This window comes from Amycolatopsis sp. FDAARGOS 1241, from assembly GCF_016889705.1.
Taxonomy (GTDB): domain Bacteria; phylum Actinomycetota; class Actinomycetes; order Mycobacteriales; family Pseudonocardiaceae; genus Amycolatopsis.
The window spans coordinates 2085166-2101419 of the sequence record NZ_CP069526.1 but is presented as its reverse complement, the minus strand read 5'-3'; the positions used below and the strand labels follow the sequence as shown (position 1 = coordinate 2101419).

General features: G+C 70.0%; 19 protein-coding genes. 9 read left to right on the top strand and 10 right to left on the bottom strand.

Annotated elements, in window-relative coordinates:
• Positions 1-201: 201 nt before the first annotated feature.
• The 4 genes from I6J71_RS10410 to I6J71_RS10395 all read right to left on the bottom strand — a co-directional run bounded on the left by I6J71_RS10410 (position 202) and on the right by I6J71_RS10395 (position 3604).
• Positions 202-1371, bottom strand: coding sequence for an NAD(P)/FAD-dependent oxidoreductase (locus tag I6J71_RS10410; RefSeq protein ID WP_239154614.1), 1170 nt, complete (start codon positions 1369-1371; stop codon positions 202-204).
• Positions 1368-1565 carry a ferredoxin gene (locus I6J71_RS10405; RefSeq protein WP_204094536.1) on the bottom strand — a complete coding sequence of 66 codons (198 nt, stop codon included), beginning with the start codon at positions 1563-1565 and terminating at the stop codon, positions 1368-1370. Before I6J71_RS10405 ends, I6J71_RS10410 begins: the two co-directional genes overlap by 4 nt.
• Positions 1566-1587: 22 nt before the next feature.
• Positions 1588-2784, bottom strand: a complete 1197-nt coding sequence (locus I6J71_RS10400; RefSeq protein WP_204094535.1) for a cytochrome P450 — start codon at positions 2782-2784, stop codon at positions 1588-1590.
• Between the two features lie 202 nt (positions 2785-2986).
• Positions 2987-3604, bottom strand: coding sequence for a TetR/AcrR family transcriptional regulator (locus tag I6J71_RS10395; protein ID WP_204094534.1), 618 nt, complete (start codon positions 3602-3604; stop codon positions 2987-2989).
• A gap of 502 nt (positions 3605-4106) precedes the next feature.
• Here I6J71_RS10395 and I6J71_RS10390 point away from each other — a divergent pair.
• Positions 4107-4247 (top strand): hypothetical protein, encoded by a 141-nt coding sequence (locus I6J71_RS10390; RefSeq protein ID WP_204094533.1) that lies wholly within the window; start codon positions 4107-4109, stop codon positions 4245-4247.
• 820 nt (positions 4248-5067) lie between these two features.
• Here I6J71_RS10390 and I6J71_RS10385 read toward each other — a convergent pair.
• Complete coding sequence (locus I6J71_RS10385; RefSeq protein ID WP_204094532.1) at positions 5068-5865, bottom strand: GAF and ANTAR domain-containing protein; 798 nt, start codon at positions 5863-5865, stop codon at positions 5068-5070.
• 434 nt (positions 5866-6299) lie between these two features.
• On the opposite strand from I6J71_RS10385, the gene I6J71_RS10380 reads away from it, so the two are divergent.
• Entirely contained in the window at positions 6300-7154 is an 855-nt protein-coding gene (locus I6J71_RS10380) for a hypothetical protein (RefSeq protein ID WP_204088997.1), read from the top strand.
• Between the two features lie 47 nt (positions 7155-7201).
• On the opposite strand, the gene I6J71_RS10375 is transcribed toward I6J71_RS10380, so the two are convergent.
• The 5 genes from I6J71_RS10375 to I6J71_RS10355 form a co-directional block, all read right to left on the bottom strand.
• Positions 7202-7528, bottom strand: a complete 327-nt coding sequence (locus tag I6J71_RS10375; RefSeq protein ID WP_204088998.1) for a DUF6401 family natural product biosynthesis protein — start codon at positions 7526-7528, stop codon at positions 7202-7204.
• Positions 7529-7742: 214 nt separating this feature from the next.
• A complete protein-coding gene (locus I6J71_RS10370) occupies positions 7743-8168 on the bottom strand; it encodes an ATP-binding protein (protein WP_204094531.1) in 426 nt (141 codons plus the stop codon).
• A 106-nt stretch (positions 8169-8274) separates the two neighbouring features.
• Entirely contained in the window at positions 8275-8661 is a 387-nt protein-coding gene (locus I6J71_RS10365; protein ID WP_370542109.1) for an STAS domain-containing protein, read from the bottom strand.
• Positions 8600-9115: an STAS domain-containing protein gene (locus I6J71_RS10360; RefSeq protein ID WP_204094529.1), complete on the bottom strand. Its 516-nt coding sequence runs from the start codon at positions 9113-9115 to the stop codon at positions 8600-8602. Before I6J71_RS10360 ends, I6J71_RS10365 begins: the two co-directional genes overlap by 62 nt.
• 91 nt (positions 9116-9206) lie before the next feature.
• Positions 9207-9416, bottom strand: coding sequence for an ANTAR domain-containing protein (locus I6J71_RS10355; RefSeq protein ID WP_204094528.1), 210 nt, complete (start codon positions 9414-9416; stop codon positions 9207-9209).
• Positions 9417-9736: 320 nt separating this feature from the next.
• Here I6J71_RS10355 and I6J71_RS10350 point away from each other — a divergent pair, with 320 nt between their 5' ends.
• From I6J71_RS10350 to I6J71_RS10320, 7 genes are all read left to right on the top strand, one after another.
• Positions 9737-10363, top strand: a complete 627-nt coding sequence (locus tag I6J71_RS10350; protein WP_204094527.1) for a hypothetical protein — start codon at positions 9737-9739, stop codon at positions 10361-10363.
• Between the two features lie 641 nt (positions 10364-11004).
• Positions 11005-12144 carry an FAD-binding oxidoreductase gene (locus tag I6J71_RS10345; protein ID WP_239154612.1) on the top strand — a complete coding sequence of 380 codons (1140 nt, stop codon included), beginning with the start codon at positions 11005-11007 and terminating at the stop codon, positions 12142-12144.
• A gap of 232 nt (positions 12145-12376) precedes the next feature.
• Complete coding sequence (locus I6J71_RS10340) at positions 12377-13801, top strand: acyl-CoA synthetase (protein ID WP_204094526.1); 1425 nt, start codon at positions 12377-12379, stop codon at positions 13799-13801.
• Between the two features lie 35 nt (positions 13802-13836).
• On the top strand, positions 13837-13986 hold the full coding sequence (locus I6J71_RS10335) for a hypothetical protein (protein WP_204094525.1): 150 nt from the start codon (positions 13837-13839) through the stop codon (positions 13984-13986).
• 125 nt (positions 13987-14111) lie between these two features.
• Positions 14112-14351, top strand: coding sequence for a hypothetical protein (locus tag I6J71_RS10330; protein ID WP_204094524.1), 240 nt, complete (start codon positions 14112-14114; stop codon positions 14349-14351).
• Positions 14352-14994: 643 nt separating this feature from the next.
• Positions 14995-15153, top strand: a complete 159-nt coding sequence (locus I6J71_RS10325; RefSeq protein ID WP_204094523.1) for a hypothetical protein — start codon at positions 14995-14997, stop codon at positions 15151-15153.
• Positions 15154-15168: 15 nt separating this feature from the next.
• Positions 15169-15918: an enoyl-CoA hydratase-related protein gene (locus I6J71_RS10320; RefSeq protein ID WP_204094522.1), complete on the top strand. Its 750-nt coding sequence runs from the start codon at positions 15169-15171 to the stop codon at positions 15916-15918.
• Positions 15919-16254: the final 336 nt, after the last annotated feature.

Genomic DNA, 16254 nt, shown 5'->3' with positions numbered 1-16254 from the left:
AAGGACCGCGAGGGCCCTGCACCACTCCGACGTCCGATCCGTCAGCGACAGCTCAGGACGCCGCGGGCCACCCTGGACCAAAGCCCGGGGCCGGCGACAAAAACGCAAGTGCTCCGACTCGTGTTTCCGTCACCGGTCCCGGCCCTTCTGGGCGAATATCCACTCTGAGCTTCCGTGTCCCGGACGCCGACCACACCTACGTCAGGCGCCGTCGAGCACCCGCTGGCGCAACGCCCGTCCTTCGCGCGGAGAGTTCCACGCGAGCCCTGCGATGATCCGGCCGTCCCGCCGGTACACGGCGGTGAAGCGGTTTGCCGCCGGATCGCCCGAATCGACCGTAAATCGCGCTTCTGGCTCCGGGTGGCCGTAGACCTGAACCTTCACGTCGTACTGGTCGGTCCAGAAATAGGGCACCCCGGGTGGGCGAGATTCGCGGCCGAGCAGGCTGGCGGCGGCCGTCCTACCCTGCTCAGTGGCGTTCATCCGGTGCTCGACCCGTATCCGGCGACCGGTGCCTGGCTCGAGCCGGTTGGCGACATCGCCGGCCACGACCACGCCGGGCGCGGCCTGGCAGTCCTGGTCGCAATCCACCCCGTTGCTCACGCTCAGCCCGCTGTCAGCCAGCCAACCGGTGACGGGACGCGAACCGATCGCGACCATGACAGCGTCGGCCGGCTGGCGGGTGCCGTCGTCGAGGTCCACGCCGGTTAGCCGGCCGCCGTCCGCTGCGAAGCCGACGACGCCGGTTCCGGTGCGCAGCCGGACTCCATGGCGAACGTGGAGATCACCGATCAAGGCCGCGACGTCGGGACCGAACTGCCGGATCATGGGTGCGGAGTGTGGGTCGACCAGGGTCACCTCGAGGCCGAGTTCGCTGGCCACCGCCGCCGTTTCACAGCCGAGGAAACCTGCGCCCACGACGACCAGCCTGATGCCCACGCCGAGCGCCGCGCGTAACGCGAGGGCGTCGTCGACAGTGTGCAGGACGTGTACGCCGTCCAAGTCGTGGTCGACCGGCAGCCGGCGCGGACTTACGCCAGTGGCGATGGCCAACCCGTCGTAGACGAGCACCCGGCCGTCGGCCAGCGTCACCCTCCTACCCGTCACGTCCAGTGCGGCGGCGGGTGTGCCGAGCAACCACTCGGTGTCGAGGGCCGCGAAGTCCCCGTCGGGGCGCAGGGCCAGACGGTCGGGTTCCCACTGGCCGCTCAGGATTTGCTTGGACAACGGCGGCCGGTCGTAAGGCCGGTGCGGCTCGGCGCCCACCACCGTGATCCGCCCGGGAAAACCCTCCCGGCGCAGGGCTTCCACAGTGGTCAGGCCGGCAGCACCGGCACCCACGACGACGACGTGCTCCAGGCGGGTGCTCACGCTTCTTCGACCCAGATGGCCGCGGCCGGGCAGATGCGCGCGGCTTCCCGCACGGACTCCTCTTCGCCGGCGACCGGCTGTTCACGCAGCAGCACCGCGATGCCGTCGTCGTCGCGCTGATCGAACACATCCGGCGAAGCGAGGACGCACTGCCCGGAGGCCACGCACTTGTCCTGGTCAAGGACGATCTTCATCGATTCTTTCTCTCTTCCACTGTCACCAGGTGACCGGCAGCCGGTGCACGCCGTAAGCCAGCATTTCGTGTTTGAACTCGACTTCCTCGAACGGCTGCGCCAGCGCGAGCGTGGGAATCCGCCGATACAGCGTGCCGTAGACGACCTGAAGTTCGACCCGGGCCAGTGGCTGGCCCAGGCACTGGTGGATCCCGTACCCGAAGGCGACGTGGTGGCGCGCGTTGCGGTGAACGTCGAACCGGTCCGGCTCGTCGAACACCTCGGGGTCACGGTTGGCAACGTCGGTCGCGGCGATGACTCCTTCGCCCGCCCGAATCGTCTGCCCCCCGATCTCGACGTCCTCGAGCGCGACGCGGCGCCGCCCGAGATGGGGGATCGTCAGGTACCGCAACAGTTCTTCGACGGTGCCCGCGATCAACGCTGGGTCGTCGGCGGCACGCACCTCGGCGAGCTGTTCCGGATGGCGCAGCAGGGCCAGGGTGCCCAGAGCGATCATGTTCGCGGTCGTCTCGTGACCGGCCACCAGCAGGAGCAGGCCCATGTCCGCGATTTCGTCGCGGGACATTTGCCCGGTGCTCAGCTGCTCGACGGCGAGCCGGCTGAACACGTCCTCACCCGGGTCGGCGCCCTTCGACTCGACGAGGTCGCCCAGGTACTCGTGCAGCTCCGTGGTCGCCGCTTGCATCTCCTCGGGCGTGGCATGCCGCGACACGATGGTCTTGCTGGTGCGGTGGAACAAATCCCGGTCCGCGTAGGGGACACCGAGCAGTTCGCAGATCACCAGCGACGGCAGCGGTAGAGCGAAGGCCTCCACCAGATCCACGGGCTTCGGCCCGGCCAGCATCCGGTCGATCAGCTCGTCAACGATGTGCTGGATGCGCGGGCGCAAGCCCTCCAAGCGCTTCACGGCGAAGAACCTGGTCAGCAGCCGGCGGTGTCGATCGTGGTCAGGGTTGTCCATGTTGATGAAGTGCATCCGGCGCGTCGCCGTCGCAGCGCTGGGATGCGGGTAGCCGGGCCGGCTCGTGTCGGAGCTGATCCGGGGGTCGAGCAGGATCTCCCGCACGTCGTCGTAGCGGGTGACAAGCCAAGGCGTGCTGCCGTCCCACAACCGGACTCGGGTGATCGGTTCCTCCGCCTGCAGCTTCGTCAGATCTGAAGGCGGATCGAAGGGGCAGCCGCGCGCCATCGGGTACGAGAGCGCTTGCGTCTCAGGCATTTCACTCCTCACGCTAAGTTACCAAATGATTGTTCGGTGACTTACTGAACAAGTGTTAGGCAACTTCAGTGAGAAGTAACCCTTTTGTCGTTCACGCCACACCGGTAACGGAGCCGGAGGTCCACGCGGTCGGTCGACCTCGAGTGACCTGAGAGACTTGGAGCAGGTCAGGACAGTTGCGATGGCAGGCGGAGGCTGCTCGCTAGCCCAAGATCAGCGTCAGCAGATCCTCGATGTTCTGGCGCAGCCGGTCGGGGACGGTTGCGGTACGGGGCTGCGCCAATGCGACCAGACCGTGGGTGCTGACCACGACCATGACGGCGCAACGGTCCGGGGGCAGCCGCACCTGGTGCCCGGCTTGCCGGCAGCGGTCGAAGGCCGTCGCGAACATCGCGAGGATCTTCATCAGAGGTTCCGGCGGGTTCTCCGGTGCCTGCCGCGAGGTCGCGCTGAGCAGCAACCGGTAGTGGCCGGGGTGCGTCGTCGCGAAGTCACCGTAAGCAAACACCTGCGCGCGCACACGCCCGATCATGTCCTCGGGATCGGCCTGGGCATCCGCTTTGTCCAGCAGCACCTGCAATCGCGCGAACTCGTGCTCGAGCAGACCCTGCACGAGCTCGGTCCGGTCGGCGAAGTGCTGGTAGATGCTGGCCGGAGCGATGCCCACCGCTCTGGCCACGCCACGGATGGTCAGCGCGTCCTCGCCGTCGAGCTCGGAGAGCAGTCGGCCGGCGGCGTCCAGGATCTCCGTGCGCAACCGGATTCCTTCGCCCCATCGGTTGCGGGAACGTTGCCCAGTCTCGTCCGTCGTGTTCGACATCGGAACATTGTCGTTCATGCCGTATTGCGGCGGGACACCGAACTACGTCACCGCGCGCGCTCGGCTCACCAGGAACCAAGTCTGGCCTTCTGATCCGTAGTTCTGACGCTCACCTGGGGATACTCGGAACACCTGGTCGCGGCAGGCATCAGTTGCGCCAAACCGGGCGTGTCCGGCACCGGTGGGCAGCAGTTCGTGGCCCGGATTGTGGACCGAGATCACCACCGAGTCCGCCGGCAGAGTCGTTCATACTCTGACGAGATCGATCGCCGATGTTCGGTGCAAGCGTGCCGTGGGTCGACGCGGCAGACCTTCCACTCGGCTGACCGGCCTCCCCTATCTCGGCCCCTCGCGTTCCCAGGGTTGAGACCGGCCGTGTCAAGGCAACCTTTTCAGCCGTGCGAGGTGCCTTGGGCGAGGAGCTGAGCAGCGGGTAGCCGTAGCCGGCCGCCCTGGTCTTCAGTGGTGCTACAAGCTGGTGTGAAGCGGGTAGGGTCGATGCGTGATCGCTGGTGAGCGGCCGAATTTGGACGAGATTGAGGCGCATTTCGTCGCGCTTCTTGCCGGGCGAATGAGCCGTGATGCTGTCGACCGGTGGGCAGGCCGCTGGCTGACCGATGACCTCTCTCGTGGAATCAGTTGAGTCTGTGTGCCCTGCACCTTCTCTGCGGAATCGATCTGCGCCACGGGCCCGGTGAGGACTACCTTCACAACGACAGCCAGGTTAGGGGTTGGCTGGTCGAGCTGAGGAGTCGACGCGCACTGTGGCTTGCTGCTGCCCTGGCCGCAGACCGGCACCTGGCCGGCGCGCCCGGGGCCGCGCTCTCCTGTGCTGCAGATGCCGCGAGACTCGGTAACTCCGGCATCCGCCTCGCAAAAGCGCTGGTCAACACCATCTCCGGCGTCCGCAGCAGGTCAGACTGACCCTGCTGTTGTTTCCGGTGGCTCCCGTGGATGGCGCAGACGTCATTTCGCACCCACCGTGGCTCCCATTGATCAACTACCCCGCCCCGGCGCTCGAACTCGGCCAGGCCCCAACCACGTGCCGAGTCGAACCGCGCGCCGGACCCAGACCAAACACCACGACCTCCGTGCATGATTCCGGTCAGACCGCCGCCGACCGGGCCGAACGAGCCAGTACCGCTCACGGGCCGGTGAGTCCGCGTTGACCGCGCGGCGCCGAGGGCGTGACGCCGGGAAAGGCGAAGTGCGCCGGGTCGGAGTGCCTGCTCACCGCCGCCGGGGGCAATGGTGGGACGAACCATTGCCGCGGCCGACGTTTTCCCGCCTCTTGGTCGGGTAAACGCTTGTCAGGTCCGGGATATCTCGCGCGAGAAACGTCGGATCCAGACCCCGTCCGCTCTAAACACCAGGACGGGCGGGGTCGCCTCCCCCACGCACAGCGAGCGCAGCGGGCACGCGATGACCACGCCGCCGCCCACACGGCCGGACCCCTGTGCGGTTCAGCGCAGGGGCAGGTCGAGTTCGGTGTGCCGGTCGGCGAGGGTCCGGGCGAGTTCGGCCAGTTTGATATTGAGGTCCTGGGACGTGCGGCGCAGTAGATCGAAGGCTTCGTCGGCGGACACGCCGCGGCGGGCCATGATGATGCCCTTGGCTTGTCCGATCACGTCGCGGCTGGCGATCGCCTCGCGGAGGTGGGCGGCTTCCAGTTCGGCGCGGGTGACGGCGTCGGTCGTGGCGAGGGCCAACGACGCGTGGGTCGCCAGCAGCAGGAGCACGTCGCGGTCGGCTTTGTCCAGGCCGTTGGTGGTGCGGGAGTAGACGTTGAGCGCACCGATCGACGGACCCGCCGGAGGCCCGGGGATCAGGGCGGTGGAGATGACCGCGCGGATGCCGAGTTCGGTGGCGGCCGGCGCCCAGCGGGGCCAGCGCGGCTCCGTGGCGAGGTCGGGGGCGACGGCGACGGCTGGTCCGGCCGGGTCGGCGGCTTCGACGCACGGTCCCTCGCGGAATCGGTACTGCAGCAGGTCCAGTTCGATGGCGACCTCGTCGGTCTCCTCCGGGGTGTGGTAGCGGCCGTCGCGGCCGATCAAGGTGAAGCTCGCCAGATCGGCCGAGGGAACCATGAGGGTGGTCGCCTCGAGGACCCGCCGCAGCACGTCGTCGACGGTCGGGGCGGTGAGCAGACGGGCCGTCAGTTCGGCGAACTGCCCGGCCAGCAGGCCAGGGCCGTCAGCGTGCCCACCTTTGTCCTCGACGAACAAGGCTTTGTCGCGTTGCCACTCCTGCTCGCTGGTCATGCCGATCTTCCTGTCTCCGCCGGGGAAGACGGCCGACTGTGCCGCCACCGCTGAAGACCCACGGTACGGCACGACCAAGCGACCGCCATCGTCGTGCGACGACCGTCGTCCCCAATGTCAGCGTCGGGTGAGCGGGCCGGGCTTGGCCCGTGATCTGCGGTCGCAGACCGGGCGCGCCACCCACAGAGTCCCCCGTGGCGAAACCGGTGGTCAGCGGCGGGTGACGGTCTACAAGGACACGCCTCACCTCACACGCGCGTGGTGGTCACCGCCCGGCCACCGCGACGATCACGTGAATTTCCGAGCGTCTTGGCAGGATCTTTTTTGAAAAGTCACTGGGAACCGTGCGTGTATCGCGCGCGCCGAGGGGTAGTGGGAACCCGAATGTGGGTAGCCGTCGGGGACACCCATGAAGTGTGCAAGGAGTAAATATCATGGCCACCTACTCATTGGCCGCCATTGATGTCGGGCGTGGCATCTCCGACGCGTGGGCCAGCGTCGCGACTTTCGTGCCGAAACTGGTCGTGTTCCTGATCATTCTCGTCATCGGGTGGCTGATCTCGAAGGCGATCGCGAAACTGGTCGACAAGGTCCTGCGTCGGGTCGGGTTCGACCGCCTCGTCGAGCGCGGCGGGATCAAGACGATGCTGGAGAAGTCGAAGTTCGACGCCTCCAACCTCATTTCGAAGCTGCTGTTCTACGCGCTGCTGCTGATCACCCTGGAGATCGCGTTCGGGGTGTGGGGCCCCAACCCGGTGTCGGCGCTGCTGACCGCGATCGTCGCCTGGCTGCCCCGCGCGGCCGTCGCGATCATCATCATCGTCGTGGCCGCCGCCATCGCCCGCGCCGTCAAGGACCTCATCTCCGGAGTGTTGTCCGGCGCGTCCTACGGCAAGGTGCTGGCCACGATCGCCTCGGTGTTCATCTGGGGCCTGGGCATCATCGCCGCGGTGAACCAGATCGGGATCGCCACCACCGTCACCACGCCGGTCCTGGTCACCGTGCTGGCCACCATCGGCGGCATCGCCGTGGTGGGCTTCGGGGGCGGGCTGATCCGGCCGATGCAACAGCGCTGGCAGCGCTGGCTCGACCGCGTGGACGAGGAGATCCCGCGCGCGGCCGGACAGGCCCGCCAGCGTGGCCGCGAAGACGCAGCCGCCCGCTCCGAAGCGCCCACGGAGGCATCCGCCACACCGGCCGGCACCACCACAGCGCCCGCCCGCGACACTGCCCCGGACCACGCCCGCTCGACCGCAGACGACGTCCCTCCGCCCGGCACCCGGCCCTGATCGCCCCCGGCTGCGTGGCCGGGCCGCTCGCGGCCCGGCCACGCAGCTCAGGCCAGCGAGGGCAGCCCGGCCTGATCGTCGGTGAGCGGACCGGAGCGGTGCCCGCGGGCGAGCTGGCACACCGCCAGCAACCGCAGCTGCAGCCACGACGGCATCGCCCACCCGGCCGCATCGACGGCGGGCGACCAGGCACGACCGGAATCCAGCTCGACCTGCTCAATCAGCCCGCGCGCGTAGGACGCCAGCAGCACCGCCGCGGCCACCGACGCCGAACCCTCCACCCCCAGCACGAGGATGTCGCGCACCGCCGCGGCGTGCTGGTCCACCGCCGCGGCCAGCGCCGGAACCGCGGCCATCCCCGCCAGTCCCGTCATCCCCAGCTCATCGGCCAAATCCGCCAGATACCGCCGAGCCCGGCCCTCGAACCATCCACTCAACACTCGCCCACGGTAACGCCGGCCGAGAACCGCCGGCATGTGTCGCGGCTCACGCGCAAGGGACCGCGGCGGGCCGCGACACACTTTTGACTGGCCTGTAAACCGACCCGCTCGGCTGGGTCATGCAGTCCTCGACGTCAGTAAGTCCCGTTCAGGCCCGGTCGCGGGTGAGCTGCCAGGTCATGGTGATGACGGTGCCCTGGTCGGTGGCGGTGATCTCGGCATGGTCGGCCAGCAGGTGGATCAGCGGCAGTCCGCGGCCGCGCAGCGGGTCAGGGGCCGGCTGGGGCCGCCACTGGCCGTGGTCGGTGACGGTGACCCGCACGGTGTGGTCGTCGTGGTGGGCGTGCAGGTGGAGGGTGCCGGTGGTGCCGTCGGGGTAGGCGTGCTCGGCGGAGTTGACCAGCGCTTCGTAGACCGCTAGCTCGAGATCGGCGATCAACGCTTCGGGCAGATCACGGGCCCGGGCCCAGCCGGTGAGGACGTATCTGAGGTCGGAGGCGTCCTGGAGCCGGGCTGGGCGGTGCAGACGCAACGCCGGCGCACCATCGTCGGCCGGGTCGCTTGCCGGGCACATCGGGCGCTCACCCCTTGGTTGTTCGCTGCTTCGCGGGCTGGTGATGGGGCACGTCATCGCGTACCCACCGGTGACGCGGATATGCACGACCCTTGGTGGCCATCATTCAGGCCGGGGCGGTCAGGGCTTCCTGGGTGGTGTCGAAGTAGTCGAATTGCGGGTCCAGACCCAGCATCTGCAGGGTCCGGCGGATGGGCCGGGCGGCCACGACCCGCACGCAGGTGCGCTCGCCGGCAGTGAGCACGGCATCCATGAGGACGCCGATCGCCACGGAGGAGAAGAACACGGTCCCGGTCAGGTCCATGACCAGCACCGGCGGCGCCTCGGCCAGGACACCATGGACCGCCTCGCGCAGCGCGGGGCTGGTGATCGCGTCAAACTCCCCACGGGCGACGATCACCACCCCGCCACTGGTATGTCGAAGGGCCACCTCACCCACGGGCGGGCCGGTGCTGATGGCATATCTGTGTTCGGAAGGCTGCACCCAGTCCATCCTCCGCCCAACCGCCCCGGCGCGCAGGTCCGCACGGTCGCGCGTCGGCCGCGGCTAGGGCGTCCGGAGTGGTGTCGAAAAGGCGGAACAACGGCTCCATGCCCAGCATCTGCAGGTTGCGGCGAAGGTGGCGCGGCGCGACCAGCCGCAGTGAAATCTTCTCGGCCGACCGGTTGCGGGCATCGATCAGACAGCCCAGCGCGGCCGAGGAGAAGAACGTGGTCTCGGTCAGGTCCAGCACCAGCACGGCCGGTGCCTCGGCCAGCGCCTGCTCCAGCGCCCACTGCAGCTTCGGGGTGGTGAGCACGTCGAACTCACCGCGCGCGGCGAGCACCATCGCCGTGCCGACGGGCTGAACCTGCACGTCCGCGGCCGGAACGGCCGCGGGGGCCAGGCCGGGGTCTGCGCTCGGGTCGGGTACCTGCATCTCCGCATTCTCGCGCCCACCCGCCACCGTCGCAGAACCACGCGACACGGGTGCGATCGGTAACGCGGACAACCTGCGATGGTCCTCCCAGGATCCACCACACCCGGCGCCAAGCGCCTCAGCGCTCGAACGCGCGGCTGAGGATCATGCGACGAACCTCAACCCGCACCCGGTACACGATGTCCTCGGGCATGGTCAGCTCGGTGCGGCCGCCGGTCGCGACGAGCACGAGAGCCACGTCGCGAAGCTTGACGTTCGTGCGCTGGGAGACCTCGCGGAGCGCGCCGAGCTCCTCATCGGCCGACCAGCTGCGCTGCAGCATCAGCATGCCCTGGCCTGATCAATCACCGGTTGCGACGCTAGCGCCTGCTCCAACCGCGCCACCGACTCGCCGGAGCAACCCGCGTCGCCTGCCTTGCAAACGCTCTGGTCAACACCCACTCCGACCTCCACTGCTGATCAGGCTGGCCCAACGGAGGGAGCTGCGCTGCGCCACTCAACCGCGGGTGACCCGGCAAAGTCAGGCGGACGAATCAGTGGCGGTCGCGGTGAAATCCTCGTCGTCGCGGTCGTTGATCGTGACTTCAGCCGACGTTCAGCGGCTCGTAACATGGGCGCGGTCGCGGTCGGTCGGCAGAGGGAGGAGCCATGGCCACGGACACGGTCGGCACCGCCGGAAAGCAGGCGCAGCCCCGGACGACCAGAGTGAGATTCCCTTTCGGGCACGCCGTGTTCCGGGCGCCCGATGTGCATCTACCCCGGATTCCGAAGCCGGCGCGCAGCGAGGTGAACGCGGCCCTGGAGACCGCCCGGTCGTTCCTGCCACCACGGCGGCAGCTGCTGTACTTCGGTGCGTTGGGGGTGCTGACCGCGGTGGAACTGATCGAATGGCCGGTGGCCATCGCAATCGGGGTGGGCACGGCGGTCGCCGCAGCAGGCGGTGAATCTCGGGGCGCAGCCCCGCGGAGCGCTCCGGACGCTCAGCCGAAACCAGTCGAGCAGCGGGCGACGACCGCCGGCCAGGCCGAGATCACCCCCGCCAACCTGCCGCCGCGGCGGGCGGCGGCAGGCGAGCGGCCGGCAATGGCCGGCCAACCCGAGGTAGCGGGAGCGCACCACCCGCTGGAGGAACGCAAGCCACCGCGGGTACCCCCACCCAAACCTGACGCCGCGCCACAAAAACCGCCTCCCGCGCAGGCCAAGCCCGCCGCGGCGAGGCCCCCGACGCGCACCTGGCCTCGCGCTGCACCGAAGCAGCCCGAGCAAGGCAGCTAGCTGGCCCGACGCCGCTGCGACGTCTTGTACGCCATACTCCGCAACCGCACCCACTACCGCGCCCCGAACCAGCACCCGCCCCCGTTGCGGCTTGACAACCACATAGGGAGGGACACCCCCAGATGCCGTTCACCCGGCCCCGACGCCGGGTGAACGGCTTTGTCCCCCCGCGCCCGCGCCGCGGAACTGCCGGTGCGCCAGGGGCGGCAACAGAACTGTCCGCTTCGGACGGAGATGAGCGGATGCGGCGAAACCCGCAGTACGTGCGGTGAAAACCCGGGCTGTGTCACGGCCGATTCCGGTGGTCCGGCCGGCTGATCCGTGCTTGAAGCCGCCTCCGAGACCTGCTGATACTGGGGGCTTCCGGAGCCGGAGGGGCGCCATGACCACACTCGGGATCGAGGACTACACCGCATTGCGCCGGCGGTCGGCAGGCGTTGCGCTGACTCCGGCCGACGCGCCTACGACACCGCGCGGACGGTGTGGAACGGCGGTGTCGACCGCTTCCCGGCGCTGATCGCCCAGGTCGGTGGGCCTGATGACGTCGCGTCGGCGCTCGCGTTCGCGCGAGCACGGGCTCGCGGTGAGCGTGAAGGGCGGCGGCCACAACGCGGGGAGACGCCGTCTGCGACGACGGCGTGGTGATCGAGCTGAGCGCGCCGCGCGCGATCACCGTGGACGCGGCCGCGCGCACGATCCGCTGCGGCGGCGGCCGCACGTGGGCCGAAGTGGACGCCGCGGGCCAGCAGGCGGGGCTCGCCGTGCCGGGTGGCACGGTCAGCGACACCGGGGTCGGCGGGCTCACGCTCGGCGGGGGCGTCGGCTGGCTCACCGCGCGCCACGGCCTCACCGTGGACAACCTGCTCTCGGCCGAGCTCGTCACGGCCGACGGCGTGCGGCGGCACGCTTCGGCCGACGAGCACCCCGACCTGTTCTGGGCCCTGCGCGGCGGTGGCGGCAACTTCGGCGTGGTGACGCGGTTCGAGTTCCGCGCCCACCCGGTCGGCCCGATCGTGCAACTGGGCCTGTTCTTCTGGCCCATCGAGCAGGGAATCGAGGCGCTGCGGTTCATCCGCGACACGGTCATGGCGCTGCCGCCGGCCATGGGCGCGATGATCACCGGTCTCAACGCGCCGCCGGCGCCGTTCGTACCGCCCGAACTGCAGCTGACGCCGGGGTACGCACTGGTCGTCGCGGGCTTCGAAGGCCCGGAGCAGCACGCGGACGTCGTCGCGGGTGTCCGAAGTGGACTGCCGGCCGCATTCGAGCTGGTGTCCCCGATCCCCTACGTCGAACTGCAGAAGCTGATCGACCCCGGCTCGCCGCGCGGGATGCTGGCGTATGAGAAGGCGCTGTACGTCGACGCGCTGAGCGACGAGGTGCTCGACGTGATCGCCGAGTACCAGCCGCAGAAGTCCGCGCCGCTGTCCATCACGCCGATGTTGCCCCTGCGCGACGCGTACACGGCCGTCTCCGACGACACGACGGCGTTCGGCGGCACCCGCACGCCCAAGTTCGCGGTGAACATCGCGACGATCGCGCCCGATCCGGAGCTGTACGCCACGGAGCGCGACTGGGTACGGCGGTTCTGGACCGCACTCGCGCCGCACGCGTCGAGCACCGGCGGCCACGTGAACTTCATGGCGGACTACGACGAGGACCGCGTCCGGGCGGCCTACGGTGCCGCCAAGTTCGAGCGACTGGCGCGCATCAAGGCCGAGTACGACCCGGGGAACGTCTTCCGGCCGGGTGCCAACATCCGGCCGGCCGTGGACGTCTGAGGGTTGGCCGCCCGCTCGGGAAGGTCTGGCCCCGGCATGACCGGAAGCGAGAACGCCCTCGAACGACAACCGACTCAACGACGTGGTCGGTCGTGGAACGCTTGGTACACGCAAGCGAGCCGTCCAACCAGTCAACCGCCTAACAGCCCGAACACTTGCCCGTCATTGAGTTGTATCGATCAGTCGGTCCACCGTTAGCCAGGTCCGGACTCTCGACGAGGAGGAGGTCCGTGTGGGTGAGCACGAAGACGCCGAGTGGCGGCGGGTGCTGGGCACGCTGGAGCAGGATCCCGGCGCGGGGTTCAACCTCGCGCACGAGTGCTGCGAACGCTGGGCGAGCGACCGCGGCCGGCTCGCCTTGATCGTCCGCGGGCCCGACGGGAGCTCCCAGCGCTACACGTACTCCGATCTGACACGGCAGGGCGAACGGGCCGCAAACGCTTTCGCCGCAGCGGGTCTGACGCGCGGTGCGCGGGTGGCGGCTCTGCTCGGCCGGCAGGTCGAGGCGTGGATCGCGGCGATCGGCACGTGGCGGGCCGGGCTGACGTACGTGCCGCTCTTCTGCGGGTTCGGCCCGGAGGCGGTCGCGCAGCGGCTGAACTCGGCCGGTGCCGAGGCGGTGGTCGTCGACGCGCGGTGGCGGTCCGTGCTGGAGGCGGCTCGCGCGCACCTCAGGCGGGACGTCATCGTCTACACCGTGGGCGCGAGCCCGGAGGCCGGCGACCACGACTTCCTCGCGGAGCTGAGCGCGGACCACCCGGCGACCCCGATGGCACCGACCGCGGCGGACGATCCGGCGGTCGTCATGTTCACCAGCGGCACCACGAGCGAACCGACGGGGTGCGCGATCCCCCGCTCCGGCGTGCTCGCGCTGCTTCCCTGGTTCGACCACGGCGTCGCGGCGGAATCCGGCGACATCCTCTTCACGACCACCGATCCGGCGTGGTCGTTCGGCCTGATGAGCACCGGCGCGGCGCCGATGGTCCGCGGCCTCACCCGTGTGATGTACGCGGGCGACTTCGACGCGAACGCCTGGCTCGACATCATCGAGCAGGAGCAGGTCACGTGCGTCACCTCGGTGCCGACGGCGTACCGCCGGCTCATCGCGGCCGCGCGCGAGCGCGGAGTGGCCCCGTCGATCCGCGCCGCGATCAGCGCCGGCGAGCCCCTGGACGCGGCGACGGCGGACGCGTGGCGGCAGCTCACGGGCGCGCCCATCCGCCACGGTTACGGCCAGACGGAGCTCGGCATGATGGTCGCCGACCTCGCGGCCGACGACGCGGACCTCGCGCCGGGCTCGTTGTCCGCCGTCGTCCCCGGGTGGGAGGCGCGCCTGTTCACGGAGACCGGCGAGGTGATCAGCGGGCCGGGCCAGGGCGAGATCGTGTTCCGGCGCCCGCCGTTCCAGTTGAGCGCGACGTACGCGAACGCCGCCACCTTGTGGCAGTCCCGTCTGGTCGACGGCGACTGGTTCCGCACCATGGACGTCGTGCGCCGCGACGAGACCGGCCGCCGGCACTTCATCGGCCGCGACGACGACATCATCGTCACCGCGGGCTACCACGTCGGCCCCGGCGAGGTCGAGGCCGTGCTGACGACGCACCCGTCCGTGCTCGAAGCCGCCGCCGTCGCGGCCACGGACCCGAACCGCGGCTAGGTGGTGCGCGCTGTCGTCGTCCCCACCCCGGCGTGGTGCCCACCGCCGACCTCACCGCCGCGCTGCAGGACCTCGTCCGCCGCGAAGTCGGGCTGCACGCGTATCCCCGCATCGTCGAATACGCCCAAGAACTGCCCAAAACGGTCACCGGAAAGATCCGCCGGGCAGCAGCCTTGCGTGAATAGCCGCTCGCCGGGAAAGGCACTCTTGTTTCCCGCTTTTCACCCCACCTCGCGCAATCCAGCCGAATGCCGCCGATTCCGTGTGATGATCACCAGGACCGAAACCAATCTTCGACACTGGAGATCCCGTGCACCTCACGAGCAAGGTCAAAAACGCCGCGACCACCGGCCTCATCGCGGGCGCGCTGCTGCTCGCCGGCACCGCCACCGCCTCGGCCTCGACGCCGATCGCGTCGTACGCGAACGAGCCGGCGTGCCAGGCCGCCCGCGCGCTCTACCTGGTCGCGCACCCGAACGACACCACGCACTGCGAACCCGTCACGGTCGACGACAAGGGCACCGTGCACTACTGGCTCATGCGGGACTGATTTCCCCGGGGCTACCTCCAGCCCTCGGTGAATTGTGCCGGGAAGTGCGCCACACCTATTTCGCGGCGCACTTTCTGCCGTTCACCGAATTCGCCGCCGGGTAAGAGATCACCAAAAAGGAGAGGCCCGGACGACCGCCACGGCCGAAACCCCTCGACCAGCTGATCACCGGCCGCTGGAGCCGCCGGGCGTTCACCGCGGAACCGGTACCCACCGACGTCGTGGAGCGGATGCCGGCGCTCGCGCAGCGGTCGGCGTCCTGGTGCACACGCAGCCGTGGCAGGTCGTCGTGACGAGCGGCGCCGGCACGGAGCGGTTCCGGCGGGCGCTGGCGCAGCACGCGGCGGTCGCCGGGCAAACCCCGGACTTCGCGTCGCCCGCGCGGTACACCGGGGTGCACCTCGAGCGGCGGCGCGAGGTCGGCTGGCAGCTTTCGCGACGGTCGGCGTCCGGAGGGGCGACGGCGCGGGGCCGGCGGCCCAGGCGCAGAAGAACTTCGAGCTGTTCGGCGCGCCGCACGTGGCCATCGTGACGACCGACTCCGACCTCGGGCTGTACGGAGCGTTCGGCTGCGGCAGCCACCACGTGCTGCCGACCGCGCAAAGCTTGGGATGTCGCGACCGTCGCGCAGGCGTCGATCGCCATGCACGGCGGTTTCGTGCGCGACCACTTCGGCCTCGCGCCCGATCGCCGGGTGCTGTTCGGCGTCTCGTTCGGGCGCCCGGATCTCGCCCACCCCGCCAACGGGTTCCGGACGAGCCGGGAAGATGTCGGCAACGTGGTGCGGTGGGTGACGTACTGAGCAGGAGGCGCGGACATGGTGGTGGACACGCGGCGGCACGGCCGGATCCTCGTCGTGCGCCTGAACCGGCCCGAGAAGCGCAACGCCGTCGACGCGGCAGCGACCGCCGGGCTCGACGCGGCGCTCAACGAACTCGAGGACGACCCGGACCTGTGGGCCGGCGTGCTGTGCGGAACCCCGCAGGCGTTCAGCGCCGGCACCGACCTCAAGGACGGCCGCGGCGAGCCGACCCCGCGCGGCGGCAGCTACGGCGTGGTCAGGCGCGAGCGCCGCACGCCGTTGATCGCCGCCGTCGAAGGCTTCGCGTACGGCGGCGGGTTCGAGATCGTGCTCACCTGTGACCTCGTGGTCGCCGCGCGCACGGCGAAGTTCGCGCTGCCGGAGGTGTCGCTGGGCGTCGTCGCCGATTGCGGGGCGCTGTTCCGCACCCAGCGCGCGCTGCCGGTGAACATCGCCAAGCAACTGCTCCTCACCGGGCAGCCGCTGACGGCCGAGCGCGCGTACACCTTGGGCCTGGTCAACGAGCTGACCGAACCCGGCGAGACCGAACCCGCGGCGTTGCGGCTGGCGGAGCAGATCGTCGCCAACGCGCCGGTCTCGGTGGCGGAGTCCCTGCACGCGATGGCCGCGCTGGTCGACGGTGAGGAGCAGCGCGGCTGGGACCTCACCGCGGAGGCGGCGAGGCGCGTCGACGAGACGGACGACCGCGCCGAAGGAGTCGCCGCGTTCCTCGGGAAGCGCCCGCCGACCTGGTCGGGCCGCTGACGCGGCCGATCGTTCCCGGGAATGAGCCCGGCCGATTCCGTCAGCTGTTTTCGCCTCGAACGCGCCTGCCCGAGCGGCACCGCGCTGGCCCTCGGCCTCGCCGCGCGGTCCCGGCCCTCCTCAAAACCGGCCCCGCGGCCGACGCGCTGTACTGGAACGCCGTGACGCACCTGGAGCGCAGCGGGCAGCCCCTGTGGCTCGCCCGCACTCAGCTCGCTTACGGCGAGTGGCTCCGCCGCGCCGACCACCGCGTCGACGCGCCGGCCGCGCTGCGGCCGGCGCTGGACGCGCTCACCCGCCTGGCCGCCGACGGATTCGCCATCCGGGCCCACCACG